Raw genomic sequence first — 14,387 nt, forward strand, 5'->3', positions numbered from 1 at the left:
GTCACGCACGACGCGGCACGAAGCAGGGCAACACTGACAAGAGGAGGAGCACAGCACATCGGGCGGGCCCCGATGCCGGTTGTTGCAGAGCGGGGCGGGCGGCACTGGCGGCCGCCTGTCCTGGTTCGTTGGCAATCCGGTGCGCGCGGTTCGCGCATCGCTTTCGTTGATCACACCATGACACCGAATCAACCGTTTCTCGCGTCCCAGCGCGATGTGCTGCTGCTGCTGTCCCGAATCCTGCTCGTGATCCTGTTCGTGATGTTCGGCTGGAAGAAGATCGTCGACTTCTCCGGCACGATCGCGTTCATGGGAAGCGAGGGCGCGCCCGCGCCGATCATCTCGGCGGCGATCGCCGTCGTGATGGAGCTGTTCGTCGGCATCGCCATCCTCGTTGGCTTCCAGACGCGGCCGCTCGCGCTGCTGCTTGCGCTGTACACGATTGGCACCGCGATCATCGGTCACCACTACTGGACGATGACGGGCGGCGAGCAGATCAACAACATGATTCATTTCTACAAGAACATCGCGATCTCGGGCGGCCTGCTTGCGCTCTGCGCGGCGGGCCCCGGGCGTTTTTCGATCGATCGCGGGTGAACAGGCCGCCGGCGCGCGCATGGGGCGCGTGTCGGACGGTCGAGACTCCGAGGGGGCATCATTTTGCGACTCAAACACTTCGCATGGCTGATCGCGGCCGCCGCACCGGCGGCCGCGTTCGCACAGACCAGCGTGACGCTGTACGGCCGTATCGACGGCGGCGTCGAATACCTGAACCACATCGCGACGCCGAATGGCAGTTCGACGCGCTGGAGCGCGGAAGGCGGCGACTGGGGCACCAGCATGTTCGGCCTGAAGGGCGTCGAGGATCTCGGCGGCGGGATGTCGACGGTGTTCAACCTGGAAACCGCGTTCCAGGTGATGAACGGCACCACGGGCGGCGGACGCATGTGGTCGCGCCGCGCGTATGTCGGGCTGAAGAGCGACACGTGGGGCCAGCTGCAGGCCGGCCGCAATCTGTTCATCGACAGCGACGGCGTGTGGGAATTTGATCCGTTCGTTCAGCAGGCGTTTTCGTCCGCATCGCTCGTGCGTGGTCGCAACTGGCAGCAGAGCAGCAACAACATCGAATATCACAGCCCGGTGTTCGGCGGCTTCGACGTGCAGGCGCAGTATGCATTCGGCAACCAGTCGCGCGGCTTCAACTACGGCGCGGCCGACGACTTCGGCCGCTCGGACGGGATCATGCTCTCGTACCACTCGCCGGTGCTCGACGTGCGCGGCATCTACGACGAGCTGCGTGACAACAACGGCAAGTTCAGCAACATCTTCACCGCGTCGCGCGAGTATTTCGTCGGTGCGAACGTGAAGGTGTCGAAGTTCAAGATCCAGGGCGCGTATACGCACTACCAGGCGCCGGATAGCCCGGCCGGTGTTGCCGATCGCGCCGATCATTACTGGCTCGGCGCGACCTACACGGCCACTCCGCAGTGGGCCGTGACGGGCGGCGGGTACTACGTGAAGGTGGGCGACGGCGGCGGCGATGCGTCGCACGATCCGTCGGGCCACGCGATCATGTATGTGCTCGGCACCACGTACAACCTGTCGAAGCGCACGTTCCTGTATGGCACGGTCGCTTACGTGCGCAACGGCGGCAACTCGAATTTCTCGCTGCTCGCGTCGCCGCGCGACGCGACGTCGGGCACGAGCCCGATGACGGGCGAGTCGCAGACGGGCGCGTATGTGGGGATGATGCATACGTTCTGAGCGGGGTGGATAGCTCACGGGAAAGGCACGGGCGGAGAGGCCCGTGCCTTTTTGCGTTTACAGCGATTGCGAAGATCATCGCGGCAAACAAATGGGTGTCGGCGGGCGGATTCGGACGCGTCGTGCCAGCCGCGGCGGTTGTTATATCGCCGCCTGCAAGTCGCTCGGTCATCGGTTCGCCGCGGGCGGCGCAGGGCGTGCACAAGCATTGCGTCGCGGATAGTACGCGCTCGATGGATTCACATTCTCTGACGTTTATGGACTGGAAACTTTTGCCATGCAACTTTTGCCATGCGCGACGATCCGCGCGGCTGCACCTCGCCGCGACATCGTTGTGCTCGACAGCATGATGTAAGGAATGCATGGTTCCGACGCGCTGCGACACGGAATGTGAAACATCATCAGTGCATGCCGGGGTAGATCACGATTTGATATGATGAATTCCGGCTGGGCGCGATTCAGCGGTTTGAACCGCGTCGAGGCTGAAGGCCCCCAGCAGCGGCTGGAATTCTGGGCCTTTTCTCGTTTTGATGAAAAATACCAATCTGCTGCCCGGCGGCTGTTTTTGTTACAACCCAGCACGGGGTAGCCCGATGGTTTCCGATCTCCTGAACAAGACACTGCGCGCACAGTACGTGCAACACGGACGCATTGTCCGCCTTGATACGCCGCTTGGTGAAGACTGGTTGGTCCCGCTTTATGTCCGGGGGCGCGCATGTCTGGGGCGAGACTTCGAATTCACGATCGACGCAACGTCGACGCGGCTCGAAACGATTCAGGCCAACACGCTGATCCGGCAATCCGTGACGCTGTGGATTCGGCAAACGGACGGCAGTGAAATGCCGATTCACGGTTATGTAACTGCGTTCAGTCGCTTGGGCGCGGACGGCGCGAACACCTACTACCAGCTTCGATTCAACTCGTTCCTCGCGCTGCTTCGACTCGGCAGCGACCGGCGCGACTGGATCGAGACCCCCGCGCAGCAAACCGTATCTGACGTGCTTGGAAAGTATCCGCAAGCATCCGGTAACGTGACGTGGCAAGTGCGCCAAGCGCTGCGCTCGTATTCTCAACGGATGCAATGGGAGTCAGACTGGAACTACGTCCACCGCACATTCGAGGAACTCGGCCTCTTTCCGCGTTTCGATATCGCGCAGGACGGCAAATCGCACAAGGTCGTCATCATGGACGATCTGTTCTCGGTTCCCGAGTTGATGCGCAAGACCATTTCGTTCAGCGGCGCGGTGCAGGACGAGGAATTTGACGGCCTTGGGGAGTGGATCGATTCGCAAGAAATCCAGTCCGCCGAACTCGACACGGGCACATTCGATTACAAGCGCCCGGACCTTTCCAAGCACGTCACGATGCCTGCGTTCGATCTTGACGACGTTCCGGGCTTGGGCGAGCAGTATGAATACACCGGGTCACATACGTGGTCGGATCGCGATATGGGTGAGAATCAGGCAAACTTTATCGCAGAGGAATGGCGCTCGCGCGCGCAGCGCTTCTACGGGGTGGGTGCGCTGCGTTGCGCATGGCCGGGCCGCTATGGCGTGCTGACAGGGCACCCCGTGCACGATGCGCAGTCGGAGCAGGATCGAGAGATGGCGATTCTCTCGGTGAACTGGCTTATCCAAAACAATGTGCCGGGTATTGAGAACTTGACGCGCTTTCGCAAGAGCCTGCGCGCGGAGGTCGAGCAAGCGCGGGCGACTGGCACGGGTTCGGCCGTGCGCCACGAGGATGGCGGCGTTGGATTCTTCCACGTCGAAATCGAAGCGCAACGGCGTCGCGTCGCATTTCGTAGTCCGTTCGAACACAAGAAGCCTGTCATGCAGCTTCAGACCGGCATCATCGGCGGGCCGGACAACGAGGAAATCTATACGGACGCGATGCTGCGCGCGAAGGTTCGCCTGACATCCGATCGGCTCAAGGACGGCGACCAGAACGTGTCGGCGTGGATACGCGCGGCGATGCCCGATGCGGGTTTCAAGCGTGGTGGCATGTTTCCGCTGCGCAAGAACGACGAAGTCTTGGTCGGCTTCATTAACGGCGATTGTGACCGTCCCGTGATCCTGTCCAGAATGCACGGCGGCGAAAGCATGCCCGAATGGCATACGCACGGGCTGACCTCTGGTTTGTTGTCGCGCGAATACGGTGGTGAAGGTTACAACCAACTGATGATGGACGACGCCAGCGGGCAGAACCGCTTGCATTTGTACTCAACGAGTTATAGCTCTCACCTCCACCTGGGCTACCTGATCCAGCATTCGGGCAACACGCGCGGCGCGTTCATTGGCCATGGCTTCGACCTCAAGTCATTGGGCTACGGTGCGGTGCGGGCCGAACAAGGTCTCTATGTGTCGACGCAACCGGCGGCTACGCAGCCGTTGAGTGCGACGGCTGCATCCGAACAACTCACCCGCGCCGAAGCGATGCTGGAAACGACTTCGAAGGCGAGCCAGACGAATCGGGCACAAAGCCAGCAACCCGGCCGCGACGCGCTGAAATCCTTCACGGACGCCACGCAGCATGCGGTCGCAGGCACGAGCAAGGGCGGTCGCACGGCAGGCGGCGGCACGGGCAATGCGAACGGCTTCGCGAAGCCGATCATGCTGCTGTCCAGCCCGGAAGGCATCGCCGCGTCAACGCAAGGATCGGCGCATATCACGGCCAACAAGCAAACCAACGTGGTCGCCGGGGAAGACATCAACCTTGCGGCCGGCCGGGCGTTGCTCGCAAGCGTACTGGAACAGATTAGCCTGTTTGCGGAAAAGCTTGGCGTCAAAATCTACGCAGCGAGCGGCCCGATAGACCTACAGGCGCAGAATGATTCGATGAGCTTGGCGGCCTCGCAGGACGTGAAGATTACGGCGGGTAAGAAGATGTACCTGTCGGCGGATGAAATCTGGATCGGCGCGAACGGTTCGTATATCAAGCTGACGGCGAACATGATCGAGAACGCAACGTCGGGCCAGATTGTTGAGAAGTGCGCGGATTGGGAAAAAGCCGGTGCCGCAAGCGGCTCGCTGCAAAACCCGCTGTATTCGTCGCCGATATCGACAGAGGGCGGGCGCTTTACTGTGTTCTCCGGTTGAGCCGCGCGGGCGGTATAGTACGACATAAAAAATTCTGAAACCGAATCCGAGTCGGGAATCATGAGCAAGACAACGCACAAAAAGAAACATCATCCAGCGGCCGCGCCGCAATCGGCACCGAAGCCAACGGAACCCGCCGACACGCCGTTGAGCTGGGCGTATCCCTTTACACCCGTCGGGAAGGCCGACGCGACTGACCCGACGACGTATTTCAATGCACTGGCGAAGTGCGAAAACGGTTTTTATCCGATGGGTGTCAGCGGCATGTGGCATGGGGGCGTGCACTTCGCCCAAGGCAGTGCCGAAATGTTGAAGCAGGACAGCGGTGTGCGCGCCATCGCGGACGGCAAGATTGTTGCGTACCGGCTGAACACGCAATACGAGGAAACGACGTACCCGAACAACCTTGGCTTGGCGCACTACTCGACCGGTTTTGTGCTGGTCCGGCATGAACTGAAACTGCCGCCGAAACCGGCACCGAAAGAACCCGCAAAACCGGCGTCGGCCCCCGCATCGGCTCCCGCGCCAGCATCGACTACCGCCGCGCCGACACCCGCCCCAGCCGATAACCCAGCGCCCGGCAGCAAACCGGCAAGCGACAAATCCCTTGTGTTCTTCAGCCTGTACATGCACACGATGGATTGGAAGACCTATCAGAAGGCGATGGGACAAGCGAAAACCGATCGGCATCCAGATCAACCGCTCCCGTCACCAATGTCGTACTGGGAAGGCGACCGGTATTATCGGGCTGGTGAAAAGGCGAAGGACAAGCAGTCTGCGCCGAAGCCGAAAGCACCTACGCAGTCGCCTGCGACGCGTACCGATGGGGCCGATAATCTACCGATTAACAACACCAATTCGAACGAACCGCCGCCCGCGAACAGCGATCAAGATGTCGATCCACCGGCTCCCGAGACTGGGTTGAACATTCGTGACCTGCCTAAAGGCAAGGTGATCGGTCTGCTGCCGAATGGTGCCGAAGTGATTGCAGGCGAAGGCGACCCTGCGCACCCGGACTGGATCAAGATCAAGACCGTCAAATCGGGGACGATCTTGTCGGCTGTCGTCGGTCAGCCCGTATCGCCTCAAGCGCCTTGGGGCTACGTGTTCAAAGGGGAACTGGATGCTGTTGTCGATCCGCAGCCGCTTGATACTGTCGTGGTCCTGAAGGAGCCGCAGCGCGTCAAGGCGGGCGACGTCGTCGCGCATGTCGGCCAGTATCAATGGCCCATGAAAGCCAGTCCGATACCGCCCCAGCCGAACCACCCGATGTTGCATCTCGAAGTGTTCGCGGGTTCGGATTTCAAGGATTTCATGGACCAAAGCCGCAATCGCGCCAAGGAACTGAACGACAAAAACAAACCGCTTCTGGAAATCGAGCCGGGGGCGAAATTGGTGAGCGAGATTCCCGCGCCGGATCAGAAACTGACCCAAGCCGGATTGAAGCTTGTGCCAATCGGCGATGTGAAGGGTTCGCGCTGGATCAAGGTGCAGCCGAAGAGCGTGACGACCCAGCCCGCGAAGGGCAAGCAGAAGGCTGGGCAAACGTTCACGGATGTCGGGAAACCGCTGTGGGTCGAAAGCAGTCTCGCGAACACGATCAGCACAGCGAATGTTTTGGGCTGGCAGAACTTTCCGCTGGACGTTTCCAAGGCGAGCGGGCCGGGCGCGGATTTCCGGGACGTGCTTCGTCGTGCCGAACTCGACACGCTTGGCGCGGGCAACGTCGCAATTGATGACAAGGGCCATCATTGGTGGAATATCACGATTGGTTCGAAGGACGGCTCCGAGCTGAAAGGCTGGGTGTGCGACACAGACCACCCACACGTACAATTTCGGAGTTCTTGGGAATGGCCGGGTTTCGAATTGGTCAACAACGGCAGCGTTCGCCCTGTCGATATGTTCCAACGTCACATCCATACGACCGAGCAATATCTGGCGGACGAGGACGGCACCGAGTTTATGGGGGTAGCCGCGAAGGTCAACGCCGGTGAACTCATCACGAAACTTGAAAAGGCGATCGATACGAATCACGACGGGAAGGTGACGGCACAAGAACTGAAACACGCACTGGAAACGCGTTGGATGGCCGAAGCGATATCGCATCTTGTGGTGCGCAACGAAACCGAATGGGGCGGCGGTCTCGGCAAGTGGGAAGAACTCACCCCACTCATGCAGAAGCAGACCGAGATGTGGAAGACGGAACTAGACCGGCTCGCGAAACTTCAATGGTGGGAGCAAATCAAGGGGGTTGATGGGTTTCCCTCGGACCTTTCGCCTTGGCACCTCCATCCGATTGGATTGATCGGGAATTTTCTGGTAAGTGGTGGATGCAATTGCGCTGGCTCACGACTTGAGCTATCAAGCATGCGGAAAATTGCGACGGTCTGTGGTGATGCGAAAATTAACGAGTATCTTGATGCTATAAATCAGGCGTTTGTTGATTACAAGATCGACGCGTGTATGCAGCGCGCTTATTTCATCTCTCAAATTCTTACGGAAAGTGGCGAGTTCAGATATACCCGAGAGTTGTCGAAGAATAATAGTCCACTTGAGTATGATCCGTGGCGAGGTCGGGGGTTAATTCAACTTACGCACCAGGAAAATTACCAAGCCTATCAAGATTACTCCGGCGAGGATGTAACGTCCGGGATGCCGGCGATTGAGAAGGTTGAGAAGGCTCCGCATTCGGTTTTGTCGGCGGCTTGGTTTTTTGCCATTCACGTCAGCTTGCTCAAGCCTAGCGAAGAAGATGATTTGATTTGGGTGACTCGTATTATAAATGGTGGCTTTAATGGGTACGACCATCGGTTGAGCTATCTCAATCGCGCTATCAAAGCTCTCGGGATAGAGGCTTGCGCAAAGCTGAATCGGGCGGGTGTATATAGATTTGAGGAAAGTCGCGCCTATAACGAGAGGCGCGCATCATTTGGTTGGGGGCATTGGCACGATCCAGGGTCGGCAGTGTCAGGCACGCCCAAGGATAAAGACGAGGCCATCAAGGGATTTAGACGATACCTTGATCTTGATGATGCGGCGGGTAAGCCGGTAGATAAGCATGGCAAGCTAAAAGATCAGAATTGGTATCATATCGCCATTGTGCGTCCGCATGCTGAAGCGAGACTTGCGGCGCTAATGAAATCTTAATTAAGGGTCTGATCATGAATCGAAGAAATGCATTGAGCATTATAATTTTTTACTTATTGGCTTTGTGTGCCTCTCCTGCCTGGGCGCTGTCGAATAATAATAAAATGGTTGGCGACTTTGAGGGGGTTGGGAAATTTGGCACCTTCACATCTGAAGTTGCAAATAATGGATTGAATATTCAATATTACTCGCCTTCGTTGCAGCGATCGCTTTCGTATAGGGTTGAGGGCTTCGATGAATGTAGCATGATGGGCATCTATATTATTCCACATACAAATCTGCTGACTGTTGATGGGAGCTGTTCTAGTCAAGGGGGGCAGATATATCGCTACATTTACAAGTGGAGTGCCAACGAGAAAAACTGGTGCTTGATCCGTCAAGTTACTGGAGAAAAATCCGACATTACGTCTGGAACGGTAGTTCCAACGGAAGATGTTTTACGGGTAAGTGGTTGTTCGACTATAGGGAAAAATGATTCGCTGACTTATGAGCCAAAAGAGCAGGTGCGGAGCGAAATTCGCAGTGAATTGGATGATTTCAAAAAGGCTGCACGAGAGCAGTCGTCGCTGGAGAAGTATATCGCTGAGGTGCCTGATTTTCGCTTGGCTGAGCTTGGATCGTATATCGATGCAAGCAATGTTGAGGATATCAATAATTTGGCGTTTTATCTGGAAAAATATAAGAGGAGCGGCGATGCCGTGGAGGTGTTGCAGTCTTTGGTAAAAAAATTTCCAAATCGAGCCGTGGCTAGATTAAATTTGGCCGATGCATATTGGGATATTGATGCCAAAGAATTGGCGACTCCTGAGTATCGGGAGTACAAGCGCCAAATGAATGCGAAAGGACTTTCCGAAAAAATTCCCCCTAGGGTCCTGGATAGGATAAGGTAATTTATTTTTTGTTTGCTTTTAAATATGATGAATCTAATCCGAGTGGGTGACGATACAGACCACGGCGGTAAAGTCGAAACGGGCTCATCGACCATGAAATTCGATGGCCGCTATGTCGCCCGCAAAGGCGACCGGGTATCGTGTCCGCAGCATCCCGACGTGTCGCCGAACGTCATCGAGGAGGGTGACGAATCGATGAAGGACAACGGCATTCCGATTGCGCGACACGGCCATCGAGCGACATGCGGCTGCCACCTGATTTCGAGCCTCGCGTAACGCTACAACAGCGGCGCGAGGCCCGATCTCATCGGGCACCGCACGATCAGAGAGCCGTCGTTCTTCGACAGCACGACGAGCTGCGTAAAGCTGTTGGCAGGCGCGTAGCGGGACAGGTAGAGGTCGAGCTGAAGGATCAGCGCGCCCATGCTGCTTTCAATGAACGCGTTCTCGTCCGCCGCCATCACGATTTCAAAGCCTCTCACAAGGGCGGAATGCGGCTTGATCGCCAGTAGTCGCTCGACGACGTTTCGCTTCACGAACGAAATCGCGCCGACGTGTTCGGCGCGTCGGTCGCTCGGCGCAAGCTGGCGCATGAGCTTTATGAAGTCCGGCCACCCCTCACGTGTCAACTGCGTCAGGTTGGCCGTCGTCAGCGCAATCACGCGCCACTGCGCTTCCGCCTCACGGGACGCGCTATAGGTCGGTGTCGGCTGTTTCAACAGGGTAATCTTGCAAGGCACTTGATCGTTTTCGTTTTTGAGATCGCCCGTGGGCGAACCGATCCGTATCCGCGACGGCCAGTCGTGGTTTGTGCACGTGAGGTCGGCGCTCAATTGCAGCGGCATCTTCGCCGCCGCCGTCCCGTCCGCGCGCAGCAGCACGAGCGACGTTTCACGTCCGGGATGATGGATTGCCGCGTAGGGATCGTGACGCGCAATCCAGAACCGTTCGCCGGTCCCGACTCCCCACGCATTCAGCGGCGGAATAACGGTTCCATCTGACCTATCGCGAACCGCGTCAATTGAATAGATGCCACGCATGGTCGGTCGATTCGGCTTCGGCACGAGAGGATAGTCCGCGACGATTTCGCCGCGCGGCGACTTGACACCCACGTGCGCAAACAGGTTCACGATTGGTGTACAGAACAATCCGATGTTGTCCGCCGATAGCGGGGTGAGCGCTTGCGCGATGCGCGAATCGGCGTGCACATCACCAATCGCTAGATGCAGTGTTACGCGTCGCGCGCGGCGCGTTTGGGCCGGTTCAAGACATCGGCGTAATTGAATATCGACGAAATCGAACTTGTCCGGAAATCCGATGTATTCGAGGAGTGGTTGAACCAGCGGCGAGGTTCGCGATGGCGGCAGCAGCATGTCGGCCGGGCCGAATCCGACCGGTGCGACTGGTATCCCGGCAATGGGTATCCAGCGTCCGCTGTTGTCCGCTTCGACGAATGCGCCCCGGACACGCAGCAGGACCGTATCCAGCATTGCCACGACTGTCTGGCGTTCTCCGGTGAAGTGGACGCGCAGCGCGTCGGGCGAAACCGCTTCGAGCGGCGCGGCGGTGCCGGTCGACTCAATCGTGATGGAGATGAAGCAGGTTGTGTTCGGCGGCAACGCGACGCGTGCCGGTGCGACGGTACTGCGTGAGAATCGGGCGCTTGAGATACGGACCGGCGCAAGCGTTACGTCATAGGCGGTCCGAAAGCGAACCTCCCCGCCGCGCGACGTGAGTTCCATGCCACGCGGCAAGACGACCGGCTTGTCCGGCAAATCCTTGACCGGATCGAGGCGAGCGATCGAGCATGCCGGGAACGGCCGCAGGTAGTGCGGATGCAAGACATGAAGCAACGCTTCGGTGAATTTCGGTGCGCCGTCGTCGAGGTTGACCCGGATTTCGGCTGCAATCAACGCGAATGCCTGCATCATTCGCTGGACATGTGGGTCGTCCGTCTGCCCGCTTGTAAAGCTCAGGCGAGCGGCAACGCGTGGATACTCGTTGGAGAAGATTACGAACTGATCTTCCAGCTTCGCCAGTTCCTGTTCATAGTAGCCGCGCAGCTTGTCGTGCATATCCAACGTCGTAGGGTCTCTGCGGTTCACGACGAGCGCCGTATTGTCGTGCGGTCATCGTAGCCGATTCTTCATCCTCAGCGTTAGCCACCGCCCGATAGTCCGACGCTAAAATATGACGGTGGATCAGGCTGTATAGAAATGCATGAGTGCGCGGTTGGTGCTCGTGTCCGGGCCTGTCGATAGGAGGGAACAGGGCCGGAAAGTCGCGTGTGAGGCTGAAAAACGTCCACGAGGGTTGCTGGCCGAGGTGATCCAAAAGTGATTGATATTCAGTGGTTCATATTGATGGATTCTGCGTAGGCCTTGGCTTCTTCGATCTCGACATGAATATGTTTCGCAATGTGAACATCGAGAGGAATCGGCCAAGGATCGCCATTCCGATCCCAGCTTGTGATGCCCGAACTTCCATATGCTTCGCGGACTTTCGGGCGGGCTGCTCGCACTTTGCGCGACCGGCCCTGGACGTCTTTCAATCGATATCGGGTGAACGGGCCGCCGGCGCGCGCCGGACGGTCGAGACTCCGAGGAGGTATTGTTTTTCGACTCAAACATTTCGCATGGCTGATTGAGGCGGCCACGCCGCATGACGCTACCGAGAGAGTGCTCGATATGTTCACACGTCTCTGACGTTCATCGACCGAAAAGTCTGCGGCGAAGGGCGGCTATGCGATTCATCACCATCGGACTGACGTGAATTGAGATGGGAACATGAAGGTTTGCATTGTAGGCCCGTCGGGCGCTGGGAAAACGACGATCACCAGGGAATTGGCGCGCAAGTTCAATATCGCCACGTACGAATTCGATGACGTGTATTGGGATAGGAGCGGCGAAGAGTTTTTGAAGAGATCGGATGAGTCGATGGCGGAAGCCATCGAAAGGATCATCGAGCAAGGCAACTGGTTTGTCGAAGGTGCGTACGACAAACGGATGTATCCGCTGCTCGCCGAATGTTCGCTGATCCTGAGGGTGGAGGTTTCGTTCAGTGTGAGAGCGATACGCTTGATCAAGCGCTTCATTTGGTCGACGGTGACAGGCAAGCTGCCCAAGGAGACCTTCCGGAACACCGTCGATCTGATCAAGTTTTCATTTTGCTTCGAGAGACGGCTCAGCGAATTTTTATCCGCAAACGTGATGCTCTCGAGGAAGGTCGCTTCAGTTCGCGACACATCGTCGTGCATCGAAGCGATGCGCGCGGCCGGTCTTTGCTGACGCTGTTGCGACGCGTGCCGTTATGCGCCGTAGTCTGAGCGGCGTCGTGCATCAGAACCCGCACGCTTCCGCCGTCGTCAACATCGCAAACGGCCCGCCAAGCGTCGCATTGTGATGCGCGACGATCCGCTCGGCCGGCAACTCCAGCGTGTCCATGCAGGTATGCGCATCGGCAACGAGCACCGCACGCAAGCCGAGATCGCCGGCCGCGCGGCAGGTCGTATCGATGCAGTACTGCGTCTTCATCCCCGCAACCACGATTTCGCCGATCCCGGCTGCGTGCAGCCACTCCGCGAGTCGCGTGCCGGCGAAGCAGTTGGGCCGCGTCTTGTCGAACACGGTATCGCGTTGCGCATCGATCGCGAGCGCCGGCAGCAGCGCGGCGAGCGGTGCGTCGGGCGCAATCGGCGAGCCGGCCGGGCCGGTGTGGCGCACCGCGTACACGGGTGCGCCGGCTTCATGTGCGCGATGAATCAGCCGGTTGATGTTGGCCAGCACGCGTTCGCCGTCATGCGGACGGTCGGGGCCGTGAAACAACCCGACCTGCATGTCGACGACGAGCAGCGCACGTTTGGGCGAACGGACTTCGGACATTGCGTTTCTCCTGAATGACCGGTGCGGACGGAGAAACGAAGAGACCCCGTCCGGAACCGGCGGGGCCTGCGGGAATCGGTGACGCTACGACCTTGCGCGCACTCGCCGCACGGGCCCGCCGGAGGCGGTCGTGCGCGTGGTCGTCGAAAGCGTGGTCGTGGCGTTGTGCATGAAGCGATCATGCACGATGCGCGAGGGCCGCGTCAATGGCACGCGTCATGCACCATGCACAACGCACCGCCCACCAGTCAGTCGAGCGCTTTCCCTGCCTTCTCGTCCATGCAGCGAATGGCGAGCAGCGTGAACACGCCGCAACCGATCGCATACCACGCGGGCGCATTCGGATTGCCGGTCGCGGCGATCAGCCACGTGACGAAGAACTGCGCGAAGCCGCCGAAGATCGCGACGCCCACGCTGTAGACGAGCGCGCCGCCGGTCGCCCGCACCGCACGCGGGAATAGCTCGCCGAGCATGGCGCCCGTCGCGCCGATGTTGATCGCGTGCACGATCGACAGCACGGCGATGATCGACAGCAGTGAGGTGGCGCCCGGCCAGCGGTTCAACGCGATGAACGCGGGATAGATCGCGAGCATCAGCACGATGCGCGTCCACCAGACGATCCGGTTGCGTCCGTAGACGTCCGACAGGTGACCGCCGATCGGCGTCACGAGCATCAGGATCGCGCCGGCGACGCAGCCGGCCGTCATCGACAGCCAGGTCGGCAGGTGCAGCACCTGCACGCCGTAGATCGCCATGTAGAACACGATGATGTAGTGGATCGACGTGCCGCCGATCGTCACGCCGAGGCCGGCGAACACGGCCTTGCCGTGATGGCGCAGCACGTCGGCGAGCGGCAGCGACGCGACCGGCTCGTCATGCGTGGCAGCGGCAGCGGGCGCGGTGGCCGGCACTTCCTCGACCGTGCGGCGCAGCCAGTAGCCGACCGGTACGAACAGCGTGCCGATGATGAACGGCACGCGCCAGCCCCAGCTTTCGAGTTGCGCGGCATTGAGCGTCGAGGTCAGCGCGACGCCGGTCAGTGCGCCCGCGAGCGCGGCGAGCCCCTGGCTCGAGAACTGGAATGACGCGTAGAAGCCGCGGCGATGCTGCGGCGCCTGTTCGAGCAGCAGCGTCGTCGACGCGCCGACTTCGCCGCCCGATGCGAACCCCTGCAGCAGCCGCGCGAGCACGAGCAGCAGCGGCGCGGCGATGCCGATCTGCGCGAAGGTCGGCGCGACCGCGATCGTCGCGGTGCCGAGCGCCATCAGCAGCAATGTGAGAATCATCGCCTTCTTGCGGCCGGCGCGGTCGGCGTACATGCCGATCACGAGCCCGCCGAGCGGGCGCGTGACGAAGCCGACGCCGAAGCTCGCAACCGCGAGCATCAATTGCCCGAACGACGAGTGCACCGGAAAGAACAGCTTGCCGATCAGGATCGCGAAGAAACTGTAGACCGTGAAGTCGTAGAACTCGAGCGCGTTGCCGACCGCGGCGGCCGCGATCAGGCGGCGTTTCTTCGCGGCGGCGCGGGCATCGGCCGGCGAACCGGCGAACGAAAGGGCGGACGTTTCCATGGGGTTCCCCTGCTAAGGCGCGGAACTGCGTGA

The 14,387-nt window shown here is 59.4% G+C and carries 12 protein-coding genes; 8 read left to right on the forward strand and 4 right to left on the reverse strand.

Annotated features, from left to right (window positions below):
- Positions 1–177: 177 nt before the first annotated feature.
- The 7 genes from AC1Z3W_RS08055 (at position 178) to AC1Z3W_RS08085 (ending at position 9,175) form a co-directional block, all read left to right on the forward strand.
- Entirely contained in the window at positions 178–597 is a 420-nt protein-coding gene (locus tag AC1Z3W_RS08055) for a DoxX family protein (RefSeq protein ID WP_057924956.1), read from the forward strand.
- Positions 598–660: 63 nt separating this feature from the next.
- Positions 661–1,764 carry a porin gene (locus AC1Z3W_RS08060; protein WP_057924957.1) on the forward strand — a complete coding sequence of 368 codons (1,104 nt, stop codon included), beginning with the start codon at positions 661–663 and terminating at the stop codon, positions 1,762–1,764.
- Positions 1,765–2,197: 433 nt separating this feature from the next.
- Positions 2,198–2,353 (forward strand): hypothetical protein, encoded by a 156-nt coding sequence (locus AC1Z3W_RS08065; RefSeq protein ID WP_185734337.1) that lies wholly within the window; start codon positions 2,198–2,200, stop codon positions 2,351–2,353.
- Positions 2,354–2,357: 4 nt separating this feature from the next.
- Positions 2,358–4,862 (forward strand): type VI secretion system Vgr family protein, encoded by a 2,505-nt coding sequence (locus AC1Z3W_RS08070; RefSeq protein ID WP_483507411.1) that lies wholly within the window; start codon positions 2,358–2,360, stop codon positions 4,860–4,862.
- 60 nt (positions 4,863–4,922) lie between these two features.
- Positions 4,923–8,009: a glycoside hydrolase family 19 protein gene (locus tag AC1Z3W_RS08075; protein ID WP_483507412.1), complete on the forward strand. Its 3,087-nt coding sequence runs from the start codon at positions 4,923–4,925 to the stop codon at positions 8,007–8,009.
- 14 nt (positions 8,010–8,023) lie between these two features.
- Positions 8,024–8,899, forward strand: a complete 876-nt coding sequence (locus tag AC1Z3W_RS08080) for a tetratricopeptide repeat protein (protein ID WP_124832232.1) — start codon at positions 8,024–8,026, stop codon at positions 8,897–8,899.
- A 24-nt stretch (positions 8,900–8,923) separates the two neighbouring features.
- Positions 8,924–9,175, forward strand: a complete 252-nt coding sequence (locus AC1Z3W_RS08085) for a PAAR domain-containing protein (RefSeq protein WP_057924960.1) — start codon at positions 8,924–8,926, stop codon at positions 9,173–9,175.
- A 2-nt stretch (positions 9,176–9,177) separates the two neighbouring features.
- Here the strand turns inward: AC1Z3W_RS08085 and tssF are convergent, their stop codons facing one another.
- Positions 9,178–10,974: a type VI secretion system baseplate subunit TssF gene (tssF, locus tag AC1Z3W_RS08090; protein ID WP_124832231.1), complete on the reverse strand. Its 1,797-nt coding sequence runs from the start codon at positions 10,972–10,974 to the stop codon at positions 9,178–9,180.
- 272 nt (positions 10,975–11,246) lie between these two features.
- Positions 11,247–11,450 (reverse strand): hypothetical protein, encoded by a 204-nt coding sequence (locus AC1Z3W_RS08095; protein ID WP_124832230.1) that lies wholly within the window; start codon positions 11,448–11,450, stop codon positions 11,247–11,249.
- 235 nt (positions 11,451–11,685) lie between these two features.
- Between AC1Z3W_RS08095 and AC1Z3W_RS08100 the strand changes: the two genes are divergently transcribed.
- Positions 11,686–12,186, forward strand: coding sequence for an AAA family ATPase (locus AC1Z3W_RS08100; protein ID WP_057924962.1), 501 nt, complete (start codon positions 11,686–11,688; stop codon positions 12,184–12,186).
- Positions 12,187–12,237: 51 nt separating this feature from the next.
- Here AC1Z3W_RS08100 and AC1Z3W_RS08105 read toward each other — a convergent pair whose 3' ends face one another.
- Entirely contained in the window at positions 12,238–12,780 is a 543-nt protein-coding gene (locus AC1Z3W_RS08105; protein WP_057924963.1) for an isochorismatase family protein, read from the reverse strand.
- A gap of 248 nt (positions 12,781–13,028) precedes the next feature.
- On the reverse strand, positions 13,029–14,354 hold the full coding sequence (locus AC1Z3W_RS08110) for an MFS transporter (RefSeq protein WP_124832229.1): 1,326 nt from the start codon (positions 14,352–14,354) through the stop codon (positions 13,029–13,031).
- Positions 14,355–14,387: the final 33 nt, after the last annotated feature.

This window comes from Burkholderia sp. 10_S31 (assembly GCF_056930375.1).

Bases quoted from the DNA above. Each gene is read 5' to 3' on its own strand.
- AC1Z3W_RS08065 (WP_185734337.1), top strand. From the start codon at position 2,198: ATGATGAATTCCGGCTGGGCGCGATTCAGCGGTTTGAACCGCGTCGAG.
- AC1Z3W_RS08110 (WP_124832229.1), bottom strand. From the start codon at position 14,354: ATGGAAACGTCCGCCCTTTCGTTCGCCGGTTCGCCGGCCGATGCCCGC.
- AC1Z3W_RS08055 (WP_057924956.1), top strand. From the start codon at position 178: ATGACACCGAATCAACCGTTTCTCGCGTCCCAGCGCGATGTGCTGCTG.
- tssF (WP_124832231.1), bottom strand. From the start codon at position 10,974: ATGCACGACAAGCTGCGCGGCTACTATGAACAGGAACTGGCGAAGCTG.
- AC1Z3W_RS08085 (WP_057924960.1), top strand. From the start codon at position 8,924: ATGATGAATCTAATCCGAGTGGGTGACGATACAGACCACGGCGGTAAA.
- AC1Z3W_RS08075 (WP_483507412.1), top strand. From the start codon at position 4,923: ATGAGCAAGACAACGCACAAAAAGAAACATCATCCAGCGGCCGCGCCG.
- AC1Z3W_RS08100 (WP_057924962.1), top strand. From the start codon at position 11,686: ATGAAGGTTTGCATTGTAGGCCCGTCGGGCGCTGGGAAAACGACGATC.
- AC1Z3W_RS08080 (WP_124832232.1), top strand. From the start codon at position 8,024: ATGAATCGAAGAAATGCATTGAGCATTATAATTTTTTACTTATTGGCT.
- AC1Z3W_RS08105 (WP_057924963.1), bottom strand. From the start codon at position 12,780: ATGTCCGAAGTCCGTTCGCCCAAACGTGCGCTGCTCGTCGTCGACATG.
- AC1Z3W_RS08070 (WP_483507411.1), top strand. From the start codon at position 2,358: ATGGTTTCCGATCTCCTGAACAAGACACTGCGCGCACAGTACGTGCAA.